Genomic DNA, 19,482 nt, shown 5'->3' on the forward strand with positions numbered 1-19,482 from the left:
TCAATCAAAATATCACACGATGAGATGCTGACGGTCGCGCCAGACCGGGACATAAAAAGAGGATATAAAGTGCCGTTGAGCCTTTGTTGCCTTGCATGCAGTCGATGAATTGCCTATTGTCCTGGTATTGGTTTCAAAATGAGCAGTAAAAAAGCCTGGAAGGCGTCAAAAAAGTTGTCGCAGGGAAGTCGCAGTGGCGGAGGTGTAAGGTGTTAACGCGTGATTTTTTATTGAATGCTGACTGTAAGACGGCATTTGGTGATATTGAAGAATCACTACTCTGGTCGGCGGAACAACGGGCAGCCTCACTGGCCGCCACGCTTGCCTGCCGTCCAGATGATGGACCGGTGTGGATCTTTGGTTATGGATCGTTGATGTGGAACCCGGCGTTAGAGTTTGAAGAGTCCTGTACCGGGACGTTAGTCGGCTGGCATCGCGCATTTTGTTTGCGCCTGACGGCAGGGCGAGGAACGGCGTGTCAGCCGGGACGGATGTTGGCCCTGAAAGAGGGGGGGCGCACTACGGGTGTGGCATACCGTTTACCGGATGCATCGCTGGAGCAAGAGCTGTCCCTGCTGTGGAAGCGTGAAATGATCACGGGTTGCTACCTGCCAACGTGGTGTCAGCTCACGCTGGATGATGGCCGAACGGTGAGTGCGCTGGTCTTTATTATGGATCCGCGACATCCATTGTTTGAGTCCGATACCCGTGCTCAGGTTATCGCGCCGCTTATTGCTTCTGCCAGTGGGCCATTGGGAACTAACGCGCAATATCTGTTCTCGCTGGAACAGGAATTGGTGAAGTTGGGCATGCAGGATGACTGTCTTAACGATCTGGTGATTACGGTCAAAAGATTGTTGGGAGAGAACCTGCCGGAAGGCGTCATGCGACCCGGATTTGCCTAGGCGTTGCCAGGTTATCTGTTGTGTGCCCGATAAGCGTAGATGCTTTCGGGCAGTACATCATCAGGCTGCAATATAACTGATTGAATGCTCCAGAGACTGGCTGTGGCTGTCGATCAGCACGTTCCAGACGCCGGTATACGGTACAGTCAGCCATGCGTTATCACGATTCTGCACGCTTAAAATGTCGGTCTGCGTGTCTTTGACGTGATTTTTCTCGCTCATCAGATGGATGTGACAACGCTCCGAACAGCGTACCACCACCGTATCTCCACCAAATAATTTCAAACTTGCCTTCACTAATGCCATTTTTCACCCCGTTCTTGAAAACAACGTACTTTCTGTCGAAAGTGCTGCGTGATGTTGTTCACATTTCACTCATTGCATAACACCAAAGGGGAGGGGGCAGGATGCTGATTTTGATCAAAAAATGGCATAACGATTAAACAAAAATGACAAAATCCCTTAAAAGGGTTGAAAGGGCGAGCTTACGTTTAACGAAACCGCGCCCATCTGAGATTAAATCGGGAAATTACCGGCACTTTCAGTACGCTTGCCTGAAAGTGTTGGCATCAGAAGGTCAAAACCTTATCTGCTGCCAGCGTCCACTGAGCCAGTTCCACCAGCGTACCGACTTCAACGCCATCAATTAACGGCAGAGCGGTGATCCCGCGGCCATCGGTACAGGTTTTGCAGAGTTTTACCGGAACGTTTTGTGCTGTCAGGATTTCCAGCATTTGCTGAATATTATAACCTTCCCCCGGTTTCTGCCCGCGCAGCCCTGCAGTGACGGCATCCGACATTAAAAACAGACGCAGGTCGAGGCTGCCCTCCTGCTCGCGCAGAGCGATGGCCAGACGCAGACTGTTGAATAACGACTCGCTTCCATAGGCTGCACCGTTCGCGATGATCACTATCTTTTGCATTTTTACTCCTGTTGCTGCATGTGAGCGTTAATAACTGACACGTATGTTACACCTATTTCCCGATGCCAGGATAATGCCGAAAAAGGAAGGAAGGGCTGAAAATCAATGCTGAAGACGTTATGGTTTAAGATAAGTATGCCGCTGTGGCTAATTGATGTAAGAAACCACTAACGATTTGAGCCGTAATATTTATTTATCTCTCGCAGTATTCTCACTCTTGCCGTTTGCAGGCGGTACTGCCAGCGCGCAATCGTCTTTTATTCACCAGGCGGAAAACCCTTTCGATAACAATAGTGATGGCTTGCCCGATCTCGGTATGGCGTCGGAGTCGCGGGCAGGCGAAAAGCACTTTGCCGAAATGGTTAAAGCGTTTGGGGAAGCCAGCATGACCGATAACGGCCTTGATACTGGCGAGCAAGCGAAGCAGTTCGCGTTTGGCCAGGTGCGTGACACAGTCAGTGAGCAGGTGAATCAGCAACTGGAATCCTGGCTTTCTCCGTGGGGGAATGCCAGCGTTGGGTTGCAGGTGGATAATGAAGGTAGCTTTGCCGGCAGTCGAGGAAGCTGGTTTATCCCGTGGCAGGACAATCAACGCTATCTCACCTGGAGCCAGCTGGGACTGACGCAGCAGGACGAAGGCCTGGTCAGTAATGCGGGGATTGGGCAGCGCTGGGTACGTGACGGTTGGTTAGTGGGTTACAACACCTTTTATGACAACCTGCTGGATGAGAATCTGCCGCGTGGCGGGTTCGGCGCCGAGGCGTGGGGAGAGTATCTGCGGCTATCCGCCAACTACTACCAGCCGTTTTCCTCGTGGCAGAATCGTTCTTCGACACAGGAGCAAAGGATGGCGCGGGGCTACGACCTTACTGCGTTGATGCGGTTACCCTTTTATGAGCATCTCAATACCAGCGTCAGCGTCGAGCAATATTTTGGCGATCGGGTAGACCTTTTCCATTCGGGAACGGGCTACCGCAATCCGGTGGCGGTAAACCTGGGACTGAGCTATACGCCAGTGCCGCTGATTACGGTGACCGCGCAGCATAAACAGGGCGAAAGCGGGGTAAGCCAAAATAATCTGGGATTGACCCTCAATTATCGTTTTGGCGTTCCGTTAAAAAAACAGTTAATGGTGAGTGAAGTCGCAAACAGCCGATCGCTGCGCGGGAGTCGTTATGACGATCCTCAGCGTAACAGCGTGCCAACGCTGGAGTATCGCCAGCGTAAAACCTTATCTGTATTTCTGACAACACCGCCGTGGGATCTGAAACCCGGCGGGACGGTAGCGTTGAAATTACAGGTGCGTAGTCAGTATGGCATCCGTCATCTGACATGGCAGGGAGACACGAAAGCATTGAGTTTAACGGCCGGAAGCCATCCTCGTAGTGCGCAAGGCTGGACGGTTATTATGCCGAAGTGGGATAGCAGTGAAGGAGCAACCAACCGTTGGCGGCTGTCGGTCGTCGTGGAAGACGAGCAGGGCCAGCGTGTCTCTTCCAATGAGATCACGCTATCACTGCCCGAACCGTTTAATGCCGTTTCGGGAAATGATCCTCGTTAATACTCGCGTTATCAGAAGATGCGTTCCTGGTGCACCCATACCGCGGCTTCAACGCGTGATTTAAGCTTCATTTTCTTCAGCATATGCTTTACATGCACTTTTACCGTGCTTTCGGTGATATCGAGGCGGCGAGCAATCATCTTGTTAGGCAGACCCTGGGCGATGAGCTTAAGAATATCGCGTTCACGTGGCGTCAACTGAGTTACATCACGATCGGAGGTCGCACGGTTAGCGCGCAGGCTGGCGGCCAGAACCGGGGTTAAGGCTTCGCTCAGTACCATTTCACCGGCGGCAGCCTGTTGCAACGCCTTCAGTAGATCTTCTGGCTCCATGTCTTTCAACAGATAGCCGTCAGCACCGCGTTTCAGGGCAGTCACGACGTCTTCTTCATGGTTGGAAACACTGAAAACGACGATGCGTCCGGACAGAGATTTCTCTCGTAGCTTATCAAGCGTTTCCAGACCGTTCATTCCCGGCATGTTGAGATCAAGAAGGATCAGATCGGGATCAAGTGATTCAGCCAGCTCGATACCCTGCTCGCCATTACTGGCTTCGCCGACCACGGTGATATCGGACGCCATGCTGACAAGCTGTTTTACACCGGTGCGCAGCATCGGATGATCGTCGATCAACAGGATGGTTGCCGGTTCCAGATTACTCATGGGTATCTCCTTGGACTTCTGTGAAGTTTGTTTCGGGAATAAAAGTGACAGCAACTTCAGTACCGCCCGTCTCGCGACGGCGTACACGGCAATCGCCGCGCAAGCTCTGCGCACGGTCGCGCATTATAATCATGCCGTAGTGGTTACTGCGTTCGGCGTTTTCTGGTACGCCGCAGCCGTTATCTTGCACTGTCAGTTTGACCTGTTTGCCATTTTGCACCACCGCCACGATGACTTCATTGGCCTGAGAGTGTTTAAGCGCATTACTCAGGGCCTCACGGGCAATCTGCAGCAGGTGGATCGCCTGATGTGAAGGGACCAGGCGCGGCGGCAACTGATAATCCAGCTTCACCGTAAAACCAAAGCGAGCGCTGTATTCCTGGCAGCTGGCTTCCAGCGCGGGCCGCAACCCAGGCTCAGTCAACTGCAAACGGAAGGTCGTCAACAATTCACGTAGCTGTGCCCAGGAGGCGTTCAGCTCGTTACGAATCTGACTTAGCAACTCACGACTGTTTTCCGGGAGCGCGTCGCCCTGCATCTGCAAACAACTGACCTGCATCTTCATACAGGAGAGCGATTGTGCAATAGAATCATGGAGTTCGCGAGCAATGGTGGCACGCTCTTCCATCACGATCAACTGCTGCTGACGTTCCTGGTGTCTGTCCAGCGCCAGTGTTGCGGTGAGTTGTTCAACCAGAGTATCGACCAGTTGCTGCTGATCGTGACTGAGATGACGCCCGTACGGCAAGGTGGCGAGCAGAATACCGTACTGGGTATGCGCATCGGTCAGCCGCCATTTCAGCGTAGTGCCACCATCAATGGCGGGCAGTGTGCCTCGTGGACACAGATGACAACCTTTTTCATCGCAACTGGCACTCGACTGGCAGGTAAATTCCTGATGATTATCTTCATCTTCCAGGTCATAAACCCGCAACTCAATATCGTGCAGCAGCGTTAAATTTTGCAACCCGTTGAGTACCGGTGAAAGCCGCTCACACAACGGTATCTGTGAGTGCAGACGGCGGTTGGCTTGCCACAGGAAAGAGAGGATCTGGTTTTTATGTTCCAGACCCGCGGTTTTTTCCTGCACCCGCTGTTCCAGTACGGCATAACTTTCGGCCAGTTCTTCGGACATATTGTTCAGCGCCGAACCCAGTGCCGCCATCTCATTACGTCCGCTGATATGCGCACGTTGCGTAAAATCACGCTGGCTGACGGCGCGGGCCATCGCCAGCAGTTGTTTCCACGGCTGCAGCAGACGTACGCGCAGCCAGATAATCGTAAAGACCAGCAGCAGAGCCATAAATACTGCCATCAGGCGATGCAGCATAACAACGCGTTCAATACGCAACTCCGTGGTATGGTCAAAGGCGGTAACCAACTTATCCAGTCCGGTCACAAAGCGTGAAACGTCGTCGGCGACCGCATCCCCCGTTTGTGCATGTTTAAGCCCAGGTGCCAGTTCGGTGTGCCAGTAATCCTGTAATGCCTTTAACTGGATCTGCTGGCCGTCGCGCTGCGCGGCACGAGTCAGTTCAGGGCTAAACGCCGTTTGTTCCATTTCATCCAGCAGCGGTTGATCGCTGGCGTCCAGCGGTACGGCAGCCAGCAAACGGTAGCTCTGCATACGTAGCGAGCCGGCTTTATTGATCGCGTGAGCGCTACCCTGAATGCCTTGAACCAGCCAGCCGGAGACAGCCATACCCGCCACGCCAAGCGCGGTAGACAGCAAAACAATCAGCGCCACCTGGTTAACCAGCGTAAGCGGGGAAAGACAACGTTTAAACATGTGACTTCTTCCTTCGGGTTTTCAGTGAGCAGAAAACCTTATTGAATGACGATTCTGCTGCAGGCAGTGCCGCTATTCTCAGCGATACACTGGAGTATACCCATACCTCAAACGGGCTACCCCTTAATTGCCGGCAGGGGGAGAGATCCCGGACGTCGGGGAGTAGGGTGCGACAGAAGCGTGAAAAACCACATCTTTTTTACCGAAGTTATGTACTCATTTAGGGTAATGATAAATTTTAGGCGTTAATAATGACACCTTTTCCTTTGATTTATATCAACTTACCCCCGGCTGTAAACCCTAATGTTGCAGGCATCGAAACAAGTATCAGAGGTGTCTATGAGTCACTCATCTGCCCCGGAAAGGGCATCTGGAGCTGTAATCACGGAATGGCGGCCGGAAGATCCCGCCTTCTGGGAACAGCGTGGTCAACGAGTTGCCAGCCGTAACCTGTGGATTTCAGTCCCTTGTCTGCTGCTGGCGTTTTGCGTATGGATGTTATTTAGCGCAGTGGCGGTGAACTTACCGAAAGTGGGATTCAATTTCACCACTGAGCAGCTGTTTATGCTGACGGCATTGCCTTCAGTTTCCGGCGCGCTGCTGCGCGTACCGTACTCCTTTATGGTTCCCCTGTTTGGTGGACGACGCTGGACAGCGTTCAGCACAGGTATCCTGATAATCCCCTGCGTGTGGTTAGGCTTTGCTGTGCAGGATACCACCACGCCGTTCAGTACCTTTATTATTATCTCCCTGCTGTGCGGTTTTGCCGGTGCGAACTTTGCTTCCAGCATGGCAAATATCAGCTTCTTCTTTCCAAAACAGAAACAGGGCGGCGCGCTGGGGTTGAACGGCGGCCTGGGCAACATGGGCGTCAGCGTGATGCAGTTGGTTGCGCCGCTGGTGGTCTCACTGTCCATCTTCGCCGCTTTTGGCAGCCATGGCGTTGAACAACCGGATGGCACGCAGTTGTATCTGGCAAACGCCGCATGGATTTGGGTGCCGTTCCTCGCTATTTTCACGCTGGCCGCATGGTTCGGTATGAACGAACTGGCAACCTCAAAAGCCTCGCTGAAAGAGCAATTGCCGGTGCTGAAACGCGGGCATTTGTGGATTATGAGCCTGCTGTATCTGGCAACCTTCGGCTCTTTTATCGGCTTCTCCGCAGGTTTCGCGATGCTGTCAAAAACGCAGTTCCCGGAAGTGCAGATCCTGCATTATGCCTTCTTTGGGCCGTTCATTGGCGCTTTGGCGCGTTCTGCGGGCGGCGCAATCTCTGACCGTCTGGGCGGGACCCGCGTCACGCTGGTGAACTTCGTGCTGATGGCTATTTTCAGTGCCTTATTGTTCCTGACGCTGCCATCAAACGGTGTCGGCGGCAACTTCATTGCCTTCTTCGCCGTGTTCCTGGCGCTGTTCCTGACGGCCGGGCTGGGGAGTGGTTCAACCTTCCAGATGATCTCTGTCATCTTCCGTAAGCTGACGATGGACAGAGTGAAAGCTGAAGGCGGTTCAGAAGAGAAAGCGATGCGCGAGGCGGCAACCGACACTGCGGCAGCGTTGGGCTTTATCTCTGCTATTGGTGCGATCGGCGGCTTCTTTATCCCGAAAGCATTTGGTACGTCCCTGGCATTAACCGGTTCTCCGGTCGGTGCGATGAAAGTATTTCTGATCTTCTATGTCGCCTGCGTGGTCATCACCTGGGTGGTATACGGACGTCATTCTAAAAAGTAAAAAAGAGGTATACACAAAATCATTCTAACTGCATCAAGGCGGCAAGTGAGAAATCCCCAGGAGCTTACTGAAGTAAGTGACTGGGGAGAACGAGCGCAGCCAACGCAGAAGCAGTTTGAAGGATGAAGTGTAGGTTGATTATCCATTGCGCGGTGTTAGACCGCGCTTTTTTTTGCCTGTAATTAGTTACAACATACTTTTGTATTGTGGCATGACAACAGCCTGTGAGAACGGCGTACGCAATATGCTAAGCAGGGGGGATACCCCTTAATACCCACTTATAAAGAATTTAACATTTGCATGATAAGTGAATTATTTAAAATCCTTTAAATTCAATTCATTACGTTAAATATCAATATCCCACTTTGGGGGTATGTAAAAACCAACCCTCATTTTTCATCCCTGCCTGCCTTGATCGTTATCAATTATCACGTCCTTTCAGAGCGTTACCTTCACCCCCAATCAAGCAATGTCGATTTATCAGAGAGCCGTCAGGCTCCTACAGGAGAAAACCGATGAGTAAATTCCTGGACCGGTTTCGCTACTTCAAACAGAAGGGCGAAACCTTTGCCGATGGGCACGGCCAGCTTCTCAACACCAACAGGGACTGGGAGGACGGATACCGCCAGCGTTGGCAGCATGACAAAGTCGTGCGTTCAACCCACGGCGTAAACTGTACCGGCTCATGCAGCTGGAAAATCTACGTGAAAAATGGTCTGGTAACCTGGGAAACCCAGCAAACTGACTACCCGCGTACTCGTCCTGATCTGCCAAACCACGAACCTCGCGGCTGCCCGCGTGGCGCGAGCTATTCCTGGTATCTCTACAGCGCAAATCGCCTCAAATATCCGCTGATGCGCAAACGTCTGATGAAGATGTGGCGTGAAGCGAAAAGACTGCACAGCGATCCCGTTGACGCCTGGGCCTCCATCATCGAAGACGCCGATAAAGCAAAAAGCTTCAAACAAGCGCGTGGTCGTGGCGGGTTTGTCCGTTCTTCCTGGCAGGAAGTAAACGAACTGATTGCGGCATCTAACGTCTATACCGTGAAAACCTATGGTCCTGACCGCGTTGCTGGTTTCTCACCGATCCCGGCAATGTCGATGGTTTCTTATGCTTCTGGCGCGCGCTACCTGTCGCTGATCGGCGGTACTTGCCTGAGCTTCTACGACTGGTATTGCGACTTACCGCCTGCGTCTCCGCAGACCTGGGGTGAGCAGACAGACGTACCTGAATCTGCTGACTGGTACAACTCCAGTTACATCATCGCCTGGGGTTCTAACGTACCGCAGACCCGTACCCCGGATGCGCACTTCTTCACTGAAGTTCGCTACAAAGGTACCAAAACTGTCGCGATTACGCCGGACTACGCAGAAATCGCCAAGCTTTGCGACCTGTGGCTGGCACCGAAGCAGGGGACCGATGCGGCGATGGCGCTGGCGATGGGCCACGTTATGCTGCGTGAGTTCCATCTCGACAACCCAAGCCAGTACTTTACCGATTACGTGCGCCGTTACACCGACATGCCAATGTTGGTCATGCTTGAAGAGCGTGACGGTTACTATGCCGCTGGGCGTATGCTGCGTGCGGCAGATTTGGTCGATTCTCTGGGCCAGGAAAACAACCCGGAATGGAAAACTGTCGCGATTAACAGCAACGGCGAAATGGTTGCGCCAAACGGTTCAATTGGCTTCCGCTGGGGTGAAAAAGGCAAATGGAACCTGGAGCAGCGTGACGGTACGTCTGGTGCCGAAACCGAACTGCAACTGAGCCTGCTGGGTAGTCAGGATGACATCGCTGAAGTCGGTTTTCCGTACTTCGGTGGCGAAGGAACTGAACACTTCAATAAAGTCGAACTGGAAAACGTTCTGCTGCATAAACTGCCGGTGAAACGACTGCAACTGGCCGATGGCTCTACGGCTCTGGTGACCACCGTTTACGATCTGACCATGGCTAACTACGGCCTTGAGCGTGGTCTGAATGATGAAAACTGCGCGACCAGCTACGATGACGTAAAAGCGTATACCCCGGCGTGGGCAGAAAAAATCACCGGTGTTTCACGTTCTCAAATCGTGCGCATCGCCCGTGAATTTGCAGATAATGCCGACAAGACGCACGGTCGTTCGATGATTATTGTCGGCGCGGGTCTGAACCACTGGTACCACCTCGATATGAACTATCGTGGCCTGATCAACATGCTGATTTTCTGCGGCTGCGTTGGTCAGAGCGGTGGCGGCTGGGCCCACTATGTGGGCCAGGAAAAACTGCGTCCGCAGACAGGCTGGCAGCCGCTAGCGTTTGCCCTCGACTGGCAGCGTCCGGCGCGTCACATGAACAGCACCTCCTACTTCTATAACCACTCCAGCCAGTGGCGCTATGAGACGGTCACCGCGCAGGAACTGCTGTCTCCGCTGGCGGATAAATCCCGCTACAGCGGTCATTTGATTGACTTTAACGTACGCGCCGAGCGTATGGGCTGGTTGCCGTCCGCACCGCAGTTGGGTACTAACCCGCTGTACATTGCGCGTGAGGCGGAAAAAGCTGGGATGACACCCGTCGATTACACCGTTAAATCTCTGAAAGAAGGTTCTATTCGCTTTGCGGCAGAACAACCAGAAAACGGTAAAAACCATCCGCGTAACCTGTTTATTTGGCGTTCTAACCTGCTCGGTTCTTCCGGTAAAGGTCATGAATACATGCTGAAGTACCTGCTGGGTACCGAGCACGGTATTCAGGGGCTGGATTTGGGTAAACAGGGCGGCGTGAAGCCAGAAGAAGTGGAATGGCAGGACAACGGGCTGGACGGCAAACTGGATCTGGTGGTGACGCTGGACTTCCGTCTGTCGAGCACCTGTCTGTACTCCGACATCGTGCTGCCTACCGCAACCTGGTACGAGAAAGACGATATGAATACTTCGGATATGCATCCGTTTATTCATCCGCTGTCTGCCGCTGTTGACCCGGCCTGGGAATCGAAAAGCGACTGGGAAATCTACAAAGGCATCGCGAAGAAATTCTCTGAAGTCTGCGTAGGCCACCTCGGGAAAGAAACCGACGTGGTGACGCTGCCAATCCAGCACGACTCTGCCGCCGAACTGGCGCAGCCGTTAGACGTGAAGGACTGGAAAAAAGGCGAATGCGACCTGATTCCGGGTGTTACCGCGCCGCACATCATGACCGTTGAGCGTGATTACCCGGCAACTTACGAGCGCTTCACCTCTATCGGTCCGTTGATGGAAAAAATCGGTAACGGTGGTAAAGGGATTGCCTGGAACACCCAGAGTGAAATGGACTTGCTGCGTAAGCTCAATTACACCAAGGCGGAAGGCCCGGCGAAAGGACAGCCTTGTCTAAACACGGCTATTGATGCCGCTGAGATGATCCTCACCCTGGCACCGGAAACAAATGGTCAGGTTGCCGTGAAAGCCTGGGAAGCGCTGAGTGAATTTACCGGACGTGACCATACGCATCTGGCGCTGAACAAAGAAGATGAGAAGATTCGCTTCCGTGATATTCAGGCGCAGCCGCGCAAAATTATCTCCAGCCCGACCTGGTCAGGTCTGGAAGATGAACATGTGTCTTATAACGCCGGTTATACCAACGTTCACGAGCTGATCCCTTGGCGCACGCTTTCTGGTCGCCAGCAGTTGTATCAGGATCATCAGTGGATGCGCGACTTCGGTGAAAGCCTGCTGGTTTATCGTCCGCCAATCGACACCCGTTCGGTGAAAGAGGTGATGGGCGAGAAGTCTAACGGTAATCCGGAAAAAGCGCTCAACTTCCTGACGCCGCACCAGAAATGGGGTATCCACTCCACCTACAGCGACAACTTGCTGATGCTGACGCTGGGACGCGGTGGTCCGATCGTGTGGATGAGTGAAGTTGATGCGAAAGAACTGGGTATCGAAGATAACGACTGGATCGAAGTTTTCAACAGCAACGGTGCCTTAACCGCCCGTGCCGTTGTCAGCCAACGTGTGCCGGCCGGGATGACCATGATGTACCACGCGCAGGAACGTATTGTGAACCTGCCAGGTTCAGAAATTACCCAGCAGCGTGGCGGGATCCATAACTCGGTAACGCGTATTACGCCGAAACCGACCCACATGATCGGCGGCTATGCACATCTGGCCTACGGCTTTAACTACTACGGCACCGTAGGGTCGAACCGTGATGAGTTCGTTGTGGTACGTAAGATGAAGAACATTGACTGGTTGGATGGTGAAGGCAATGACCAGGTACAGGAGAGCGTAAAATGAAAATTCGTTCACAAGTCGGCATGGTGCTGAATCTCGATAAGTGCATCGGTTGCCACACCTGTTCAGTAACCTGCAAAAACGTCTGGACCAGCCGTGAAGGTGCCGAATATGCCTGGTTCAATAACGTTGAAACGAAGCCAGGTACGGGGTTCCCGACTGACTGGGAAAACCAGGAAAAATGGAAGGGCGGTTGGATCCGTAAAATCAACGGCAAGCTGGTGCCGCGCATGGGTAACAAAGCGCTGCTGCTGGGTAAAATCTTTGCTAACCCGCATCTGCCGGGCATTGATGATTACTACGAGCCGTTTGATTTCGACTACCAGACGCTGCACAACGCACCTGCTGATAGCAAGGCGCAGCCGATCGCCCGTCCGCGCTCGCTGATTACCGGTCAGCGTATGGACAAAATCACCAAAGGTCCGAACTGGGAAGATGACCTGGGCGGCGAGTTCGAGAAACTGGCGAAAGACCAGAACTTCGAAAATATACAGAAGGCGATGTACGGCCAGTTCGAAAACACCTTCATGATGTATCTGCCCCGTCTGTGCGAGCACTGCCTGAACCCGGCGTGCGTGGCGACCTGCCCAAGTGGCGCCATCTACAAACGTGAAGAAGATGGCATCGTGCTGATTGACCAGGACAAGTGCCGTGGCTGGCGTATGTGTATCACCGGTTGCCCGTATAAGAAGATCTACTTCAACTGGAAGAGCGGGAAATCTGAGAAGTGCATTTTCTGCTATCCGCGTATCGAAGCCGGTCAGCCGACAGTTTGCTCTGAAACCTGCGTAGGTCGTATTCGTTATCTCGGCGTGCTGCTGTATGACGCAGATGCGATTGAAAGCGCGGCAAGCACCGAGAACGAGAAAGATCTGTATCAGAGTCAGCTGGACGTATTCCTCGATCCAAACGATCCAGCGGTGATTGAACAGGCACTGAAAGATGGCATTCCGCTGAGTGTAATCGACGCGGCCCAGCAGTCTCCGGTATACAAAATGGCGATGGACTGGAAGCTGGCGCTGCCGCTGCATCCGGAATACCGCACGTTGCCGATGGTCTGGTATGTGCCACCTTTATCTCCGATTCAGTCCGCTGCTGACGCGGGTGAACTGGGTAGCAACGGTATTCTGCCAGACGTGGACAGCCTGCGTATCCCGGTTCAGTACCTGGCGAACCTGCTGACTGCGGGTGATACCCAGCCGGTACTGCGGGCATTGAAACGTATGCTGGCGATGCGTCACTACAAACGCGCAGAAACCGTAGACGGTAAAGTTGATACCCGCGCGCTGGAAGAAGTCGGGCTGACCGAAGCTCAGGCACAAGAGATGTATCGTTACCTGGCGATTGCTAACTATGAAGATCGTTTTGTGATCCCGAGCAGCCATCGCGAACTGGCGCGTGAAGCATTCCCGGAGAAGAGCGGTTGTGGTTTCACCTTTGGTGATGGTTGCCACGGTTCTGATACTAAATTCAATCTGTTCAACAGTCGCCGCATCGATGCTGTCGATGTGACCAGCAAAACGGAGCCGCACCAATGATTGAACTCGTCATTGTTTCGCGTCTGCTCGAGTACCCGGATGCTGCCTTGTGGCAGCATCAGCAGGAACTTTTCGATGCACTCGCGTCATCTGAAAACCTGGACAAAGAGGATGCCCAGACTCTGGGCGTTTTCCTGCGCGATTTAACTGCGCAGGACATGCTGGATGCACAGGCAAGCTATAGCGAACTGTTCGACCGTGGTCGTGCGACTTCGCTACTGCTGTTTGAACATGTTCACGGTGAATCCCGCGATCGTGGACAGGCGATGGTTGACCTGATGGCGCAGTATGAGCAGCACGGGCTACAACTCGATAGCCGCGAATTGCCAGATCACTTGCCGCTGTATCTGGAGTACCTCGCACAGTTGCCAAAAAGCGAAGCGTTAGGTGGCTTGCAGGATATCGCCCCGATTCTGGCGCTGCTCAGTGCGCGTCTGCAACAGCGCGAAAGCCGTTACGCGGTGCTGTTCGATCTGCTGTTAAAACTGGCGAATACCGCTATCGACGGTGACAAAGTGGCCGAAAAAATTGCGGATGAAGTTCGTGACGACACGCCGCAGGCACTGGATGCTGTTTGGGAAGAAGAGCAGGTGAAATTCTTTGCCGACCAGGGATGTGGTGAGTCTGAAATTTCTGCTCACCAGCGTCGTTTTGCCGGGGCCGTTGCGCCGCAGTACCTGAACATCACCACCGGAGGACAGAACTAATGCACTTCCTGAATACGTTCTTCTTTGACATCTATCCGTATATTGCGGGTTCTGTCTTTCTGATTGGCAGCTGGTTACGTTACGACTACGGTCAGTATACCTGGCGTGCGGCTTCCAGCCAGATGCTGGATCGCAAAGGGATGAACCTTGCGTCAAACCTGTTTCACATTGGGATCCTTGGCATCTTCGCGGGTCATTTCCTGGGGATGCTGACGCCACACTGGATGTACGAAGCGTGGTTACCGCTTGAAGTGAAGCAAAAGATGGCGATGTTTGCCGGTGGTGCCAGTGGTGTGATGTGCCTGGTGGGGGGCGTACTGCTGCTGAAACGTCGTCTGTTTAGTCCACGCGTGCGTGCAACGACCACGGGAGCCGACATTCTGGTGTTGTCTGTTCTGGTTATCCAGTGTGCACTGGGCCTGCTGACCATTCCGTTCTCCGCCCAGCATATGGACGGTAGCGAAATGATGAAGCTGGTGAACTGGGCACAATCAGTGGTGACCTTCCATGGCGGAGCGTCTCAGTATCTGGATGGCGTCGCATTTATTTTCCGTGTGCACCTTGTGCTGGGTATGACGCTGTTCCTGTTGTTCCCATTCTCGCGTCTGGTACATATCTGGAGCGTGCCAGTCGAGTATCTGACACGTAAATATCAGATTGTGCGCGCCCGTCATTAATTTCGCGTTGTAACGCACCAAACCCCGCTACGGCGGGGTTTTTTGTATTCTGCACGCCGGATGGCGGCGTAACCGCCTTATCCAGCCTACACAGACGTCAGTTCTCTGTAGGCCTGATAAGCGTAGCGCCTCAGGCAAATTGCTGGCACGTATTGAGGGCAGAATATGGGGTATTGCAGATGGACTTGGTGTTGGTGATATATGAAGTAATGGTGGTGGGGGAAGGATGACTCAGCGCTGTGCGCTTCGCCCTTCGGGTCGTTGCCTGCGGCAACGCTTTCTCGCTACGCTCGAATCGAACCTTAGTCGAAGCTTCTCATCCTTCCCGACTTGTTAGAATATAAGGCATTGAGATATGATTTAGTAAAGTCTTACAAGAGAAGATGGTGGTGGGGGAAGGATGACTCAGCGCTGTGCGCTTCGCCCTTCGGGTCGTTGCCTGCGGCAACGCTTTCTCGCTACGCTCGAATCGAACCTTAGTCGAAGCTTCTCATCCTTCCCGACTGGGTAGAATATAAGGCATTGAGATATGATTTAGTGAAGTCTTACAGGAGATGATGGTGGTGGGGGAAGGATTCGAACCTTCGAAGTCGATGACGGCAGATTTACAGTCTGCTCCCTTTGGCCGCTCGGGAACCCCACCAGGGGTAATTCAAATTGTAGGTAAAGCTTGAGGATGGTGGTGGGGGAAGGATTATTCGTCGCTTCGCTCCTCACCCTTCGGGCCGTTGCCGCTGGCAACGTTCTCTCGCTTTCGCTCGAGTCGAACCTTAATCGAAGATTCTCACCCTTCCCAGTAAGTGCAAACTTCAGCATAGCTTATTGGGGTTACTACATCACTGTAGTGAATAATGGTGGTGGGGGAAGGATTCGAACCTTCGAAGTCGATGACGGCAGATTTACAGTCTGCTCCCTTTGGCCGCTCGGGAACCCCACCACGGGGTAATGCTATGTTACTGGCCTGCTTCCTTTGTAAGCGGGGCGCATCATATCAAATGATGCGCCCCTGTAAAGCATTCCGTTGATAAAAAAGAACTGGTTGCCTGATTTTTACGCGTAAAGATGTAAAGGTAACCAATAAAATTATCAATCGATTACAGAATAATCGTTCGGTTACCGTAAACAAAGACACGCTGCGCGAGAACCTGATAAAGCGCGCGGCTTAATACGTTTTTTTCAACGTCACGACCGGCACGCATCATATCCTCTGCGGTATAGGTATGATCCACATGAATCACGTCCTGCATGATGATCGGACCTTCATCGAGGTTATCATTCACATAATGCGCCGTCGCACCGATGATCTTCACACCGCGGTCATAGGCCTGATGGTACGGGCGAGCACCAATAAACGCTGGCAGGAATGAGTGGTGGATATTGATAATCTTATTCGGGAAGCGAGAAACAAATGTCGGCGTCAGGACACGCATATATTTTGCCAGCACGACATAGTCTGGCTGATGTGCGTCGATAGCATCGGCCATTTTCTGGTCATGTTCGTCACGCGTTAATCCTTCGTGGCTGACCAGCTCAAAAGGAATATCAAAACGCTCAACCAGGGAACGTAGCGTGTCGTGGTTGCCGATAACCGCAGCAATTTCAACATCCAGTCCGCCGTAATTGGCCTTCATTAACAGATCGCCCAAACAGTGGGCTTCTTTGGTGACTAAAATAACGATGCGGCGCCGTCCCGCAGGCGTAAGCTCGCGAATGGAACCTTCTGGTAGCGCGCTGTCCAGATCGGTCAGCAGTGTGACATCGTTAAAAATGCCTTCCAGCTCGGTGCGCATGAAAAAACGCCCGGTACGGTGGTCCACGAACTCATTGTTTTGCACGATGTTCAGTTCGTGCTTGTAACAGATGTTAGTAATGCGCGCGATCAGACCTTTTTGGTCCGGGCAAATTGTACGCAGCACTTTTCGTTGTAATGAATGCATTTGCAGCGGAGATCCTGTTGAGAATGTTTGCATAATTGATACTGTCGGGCGTTGATTAGCCGCAGCACTTTTTAAATTTTTTACCGGAGCCACAAGGGCAGGTATCGTTTCGTCCAATTTGCGGGCGTGTACCATCGATATAGTACCACTGACCGTTTTCTTTTAAAAAACGAGAGCGTTCGATAATTGCGCCTGTTTTTCCCTGTTCAGAAAACCGTGCGACAAAACTGACATAGCCGATATTGTCGGTTTCTGCCGTCTGCTGTTCAAAAACGGTCAGTCCCAGCCATTCGGTATGGGTAAATCCTGCAATAATGTCATCCCGGAAATCGGCGGCATGACAATCTGGATGCCAGGTTTTGATGAGGTAATCTGCGTCTTTCATCACAAAAGCACAGTAGCGAGAACGCATGAGATGTGACGGCGTAGGTGCTACTTGTGCACCGGACACATAACGGTAGCAACATAGGCTATACTCGACAGCGCTACCACAGGGACAAAGCTGAGACACAAAGTACTCCCTGGAATAAAAAAACGGCGTAAAAACGCCAGGGTGGCACTATGTTAACTGAGCCGTGGCGATGTTGCTACGTCTGCAAGCCAGGGGAAGTCTGTAGGTATAATGAGAAAAATAAAAATTGGGCTGGCGCTAGGTTCCGGCGCAGCACGCGGCTGGTCGCATATTGGTGTGATCAAAGCCCTGAAACACATGGGCATTGATATTGATATTGTGGCAGGGTGTTCCATTGGCTCACTGGTCGGAGCCGCCTACGCATGTAACAAACTCCCCGCGCTTGAACAGTGGGTTTGCTCCTTCAGTTACTGGGATGTTTTACGCCTGATGGATCTCTCGTGGCGCAGGGGCGGATTATTGCGCGGCGAACGGGTATTCAATCAGTATCGGAATGTCATGCCGGTAGAATCTATCGAACAATGCTCACGTCGTTTTGCTACTGTCGCAACCAATCTAAGTACGGGCCGTGAACTCTGGTTTACCGAAGGTGATTTGCATCTTGCCGTCCGTGCCTCCTGCAGTATTCCTGGCCTGATGTCACCTGTGGCGCATAATGGTTATTGGCTGGTTGATGGCGCGGTGGTGAACCCTGTACCCGTCTCCCTGACGCGTGCGTTGGGGGCCGATATCGTTATTGCAGTCGACCTGCAACATGATGCGCACCTGATGCAACAGGATCTGCTCTCCTTCAACGTCAATAGTGAAACCGAATCGAACGATGATGATGAGCTGTCATGGCATGCCCGCCTGAAAGAACGTTTGAGCAACATTACGGCCCGGCGTGCAGTCACGGCACCTACGGCGATGGAGATCATGACGACCTCGATTCAGGTTCTGGAAAACCGTCTCAAGCGCAACCGTATGGCTGGAGATCCACCTGATATTCTGATTCAGCCGTTTTGTCCGCAAATATCTACGCTGGATTTCCATCGCGCCAGTGCTGCTATTGCTGCCGGGCAGTTAGCGGTCGAGAAGAAAATGGATGAGCTTCTACCCCTGGTAAAAACCAACGTTTAACGCATTTTTCATCAACACTTAAGCAAATTCTGACAGGCGTGAGTTGCAATAGCATGCCACTATTTACTAAAGCCAGTCAGGGGGGAGAATATGACGCAGCCATTGGTCGGAAAACAGATTCTTATCGTTGAAGATGAGCCGGTATTTCGCTCGCTTCTGGATTCATGGTTTTCCTCTTTGGGAGCGACAACAGCAGTAGCGGGAGACGGGCTTGATGCGCTGGAGTTACTGGGGCGCTTCACCCCCGACCTGATGATTTGCGATCTCGCTATGCCGAGAATGAACGGCCTTAAACTGGTTGAGTATCTGCGTAATCGTGGCGATCAGACGCCTATTCTGGTGATCTCCGCAACGGAAAATATGGCCGATATTGCCAAAGCATTACGACTCGGTGTGGATGATGTTCTTTTAAAGCCCGTGAAGGACCTTAACCGCCTGCGAGAAACCGTTTTTGCGTGTCTTTATCCCAATATGTTTAATTCTCGTGTGGAAGAAGAAGAGCGGCTGTTTCGCGACTGGGATGCGATGGTGGGCGATCCTGCAGCTGCTGCAAAACTGTTGCAAGAATTGCAGCCCCCAGTGTCGCAGGTCATCTCGCATTGTCGGGTTAACTACCGCCAGTTGGTCGCCGCCGATCAGCCAGGGCTGGTTCTGGATATTGCGCCGCTCTCAGACCATGATCTCGCGTTTTATTGTCTGGATGTGACAAGGGCCGGGGATAATGGCGTCCTGGCGGCATTACTACTGCGTGCGCTATTTAACGGTTTGCTACAGGAACAGTTGGCACATCAAAATCAACGATTGCCGGAGCTGGGTGCGTTATTGAAGCAGGTGAATCATTTACTGCGTCAGGCTAATTTACCAGGACAGTTTCCTTTGCTGGTGGGCTATTATCACAGCGGATTAAAAAACCTGATTTTGGTATCAGCAGGGCTGAATGCGACATTAAATACAGGTTCACATAATGTACAAATCAGTAATGGTGTTCCGCTGGGCACCTTAGGTAATGCGTATCTTAATCAACTGAGCCAGCGTAGTGAGTCCTGGCAATGCCAAATCTGGGGGGCAGGCGGTCGTTTGCGCCTGATGTTGTCTGCGGAATGAACAATTGACAGGTAGGGGAATCAAATTGGCTCACCTCCCTCACGCGGCGAGTGCTACTATCAGCGCCAGATTTATACGTATTTATCTTAATTATACCGACGCGCGTCCTTTTCAGACCTGAAGCTTACTGCGGTACTGATATACTCGGATGCGAAACAGAT

Annotated in this window: 15 protein-coding genes, 2 tRNA genes and 3 other RNA genes; 9 read left to right on the plus strand and 11 right to left on the minus strand. The window is 52.4% G+C overall.

Going from position 1 to position 19,482, the window contains the following annotated elements; all coding sequences use genetic code 11:
* The first annotated feature begins 209 nt into the window (after positions 1 to 209).
* Complete coding sequence (locus EHN13_RS06915; protein ID WP_101743259.1) at positions 210 to 905, plus strand: gamma-glutamylcyclotransferase; 696 nt, start codon at positions 210 to 212, stop codon at positions 903 to 905.
* Between the two features lie 60 nt (positions 906 to 965).
* Here EHN13_RS06915 and EHN13_RS06920 read toward each other — a convergent pair whose 3' ends face one another.
* Both EHN13_RS06920 and EHN13_RS06925 read right to left on the minus strand, forming a co-directional pair.
* Positions 966 to 1,211 carry a DUF1883 domain-containing protein gene (locus tag EHN13_RS06920; RefSeq protein WP_042318612.1) on the minus strand — a complete coding sequence of 82 codons (246 nt, stop codon included), beginning with the start codon at positions 1,209 to 1,211 and terminating at the stop codon, positions 966 to 968.
* A 263-nt stretch (positions 1,212 to 1,474) separates the two neighbouring features.
* The gene (locus EHN13_RS06925; protein WP_005126372.1) at positions 1,475 to 1,828 is read right to left on the minus strand and encodes a DsrE/DsrF/TusD sulfur relay family protein; all 354 of its coding nucleotides are present in this window, start codon (positions 1,826 to 1,828) and stop codon (positions 1,475 to 1,477) included.
* Between the two features lie 175 nt (positions 1,829 to 2,003).
* On the opposite strand from EHN13_RS06925, the gene EHN13_RS06930 reads away from it, so the two are divergent.
* Complete coding sequence (locus EHN13_RS06930; RefSeq protein WP_101743258.1) at positions 2,004 to 3,389, plus strand: YchO/YchP family invasin; 1,386 nt, start codon at positions 2,004 to 2,006, stop codon at positions 3,387 to 3,389.
* An 11-nt stretch (positions 3,390 to 3,400) separates the two neighbouring features.
* Here the strand turns inward: EHN13_RS06930 and narL are convergent, their stop codons facing one another.
* Complete coding sequence (narL, locus tag EHN13_RS06935; protein ID WP_061068018.1) at positions 3,401 to 4,051, minus strand: two-component system response regulator NarL; 651 nt, start codon at positions 4,049 to 4,051, stop codon at positions 3,401 to 3,403.
* On the minus strand, positions 4,044 to 5,840 hold the full coding sequence (gene narX, locus EHN13_RS06940; RefSeq protein ID WP_048211467.1) for a nitrate/nitrite two-component system sensor histidine kinase NarX: 1,797 nt from the start codon (positions 5,838 to 5,840) through the stop codon (positions 4,044 to 4,046). Before narX ends, narL begins: the two co-directional genes overlap by 8 nt.
* Positions 5,841 to 6,179: 339 nt before the next feature.
* Between narX and EHN13_RS06950 the strand changes: the two genes are divergently transcribed.
* The 5 genes from EHN13_RS06950 (at position 6,180) to narI (ending at position 14,749) form a co-directional block, all read left to right on the plus strand.
* Positions 6,180 to 7,571, plus strand: a complete 1,392-nt coding sequence (locus tag EHN13_RS06950) for a NarK family nitrate/nitrite MFS transporter (protein WP_061068016.1) — start codon at positions 6,180 to 6,182, stop codon at positions 7,569 to 7,571.
* A gap of 515 nt (positions 7,572 to 8,086) precedes the next feature.
* Positions 8,087 to 11,830: a nitrate reductase subunit alpha gene (locus EHN13_RS06955; protein ID WP_115601913.1), complete on the plus strand. Its 3,744-nt coding sequence runs from the start codon at positions 8,087 to 8,089 to the stop codon at positions 11,828 to 11,830.
* Positions 11,827 to 13,365, plus strand: coding sequence for a nitrate reductase subunit beta (gene narH / locus EHN13_RS06960; RefSeq protein WP_101742308.1), 1,539 nt, complete (start codon positions 11,827 to 11,829; stop codon positions 13,363 to 13,365). The genes EHN13_RS06955 and narH overlap by 4 nt, the downstream gene beginning before the upstream one ends.
* Positions 13,362 to 14,072 (plus strand): nitrate reductase molybdenum cofactor assembly chaperone, encoded by a 711-nt coding sequence (gene narJ / locus EHN13_RS06965; RefSeq protein ID WP_048211471.1) that lies wholly within the window; start codon positions 13,362 to 13,364, stop codon positions 14,070 to 14,072. Before narH ends, narJ begins: the two co-directional genes overlap by 4 nt.
* The gene (gene narI / locus EHN13_RS06970; RefSeq protein ID WP_048211472.1) at positions 14,072 to 14,749 is read left to right on the plus strand and encodes a respiratory nitrate reductase subunit gamma; all 678 of its coding nucleotides are present in this window, start codon (positions 14,072 to 14,074) and stop codon (positions 14,747 to 14,749) included. The genes narJ and narI overlap by 1 nt, the downstream gene beginning before the upstream one ends.
* A gap of 210 nt (positions 14,750 to 14,959) precedes the next feature.
* Here the strand turns inward: narI and EHN13_RS06975 are convergent.
* The 7 genes from EHN13_RS06975 to EHN13_RS07005 all read right to left on the minus strand — a co-directional run bounded on the left by EHN13_RS06975 (position 14,960) and on the right by EHN13_RS07005 (position 17,197).
* Positions 14,960 to 15,090: non-coding RNA, RtT sRNA (locus tag EHN13_RS06975), on the minus strand.
* 43 nt (positions 15,091 to 15,133) lie between these two features.
* A non-coding RNA gene (locus EHN13_RS06980) (RtT sRNA) lies at positions 15,134 to 15,264 on the minus strand.
* Positions 15,265 to 15,307: 43 nt separating this feature from the next.
* Positions 15,308 to 15,392 (minus strand) — tRNA-Tyr (locus EHN13_RS06985).
* Positions 15,393 to 15,426: 34 nt separating this feature from the next.
* Positions 15,427 to 15,558: non-coding RNA, RtT sRNA (locus tag EHN13_RS06990), on the minus strand.
* Positions 15,559 to 15,601: 43 nt separating this feature from the next.
* Positions 15,602 to 15,686 (minus strand) — tRNA-Tyr (locus tag EHN13_RS06995).
* 157 nt (positions 15,687 to 15,843) lie between these two features.
* On the minus strand, positions 15,844 to 16,686 hold the full coding sequence (purU, locus tag EHN13_RS07000; protein ID WP_048211473.1) for a formyltetrahydrofolate deformylase: 843 nt from the start codon (positions 16,684 to 16,686) through the stop codon (positions 15,844 to 15,846).
* Between the two features lie 55 nt (positions 16,687 to 16,741).
* Complete coding sequence (locus EHN13_RS07005) at positions 16,742 to 17,197, minus strand: YchJ family protein (protein ID WP_061068013.1); 456 nt, start codon at positions 17,195 to 17,197, stop codon at positions 16,742 to 16,744.
* A gap of 111 nt (positions 17,198 to 17,308) precedes the next feature.
* Here EHN13_RS07005 and rssA point away from each other — a divergent pair, with 111 nt between their 5' ends.
* Complete coding sequence (rssA, locus tag EHN13_RS07010) at positions 17,309 to 18,217, plus strand: patatin-like phospholipase RssA (RefSeq protein ID WP_048211475.1); 909 nt, start codon at positions 17,309 to 17,311, stop codon at positions 18,215 to 18,217.
* Between the two features lie 90 nt (positions 18,218 to 18,307).
* A complete protein-coding gene (gene rssB, locus EHN13_RS07015; protein ID WP_061068012.1) occupies positions 18,308 to 19,321 on the plus strand; it encodes a two-component system response regulator RssB in 1,014 nt (337 codons plus the stop codon).
* Positions 19,322 to 19,482: the final 161 nt, after the last annotated feature.

It is taken from the genome of Citrobacter youngae (assembly GCF_003818115.1).
In the GTDB taxonomy this organism is placed as follows: domain Bacteria; phylum Pseudomonadota; class Gammaproteobacteria; order Enterobacterales; family Enterobacteriaceae; genus Citrobacter; species Citrobacter youngae.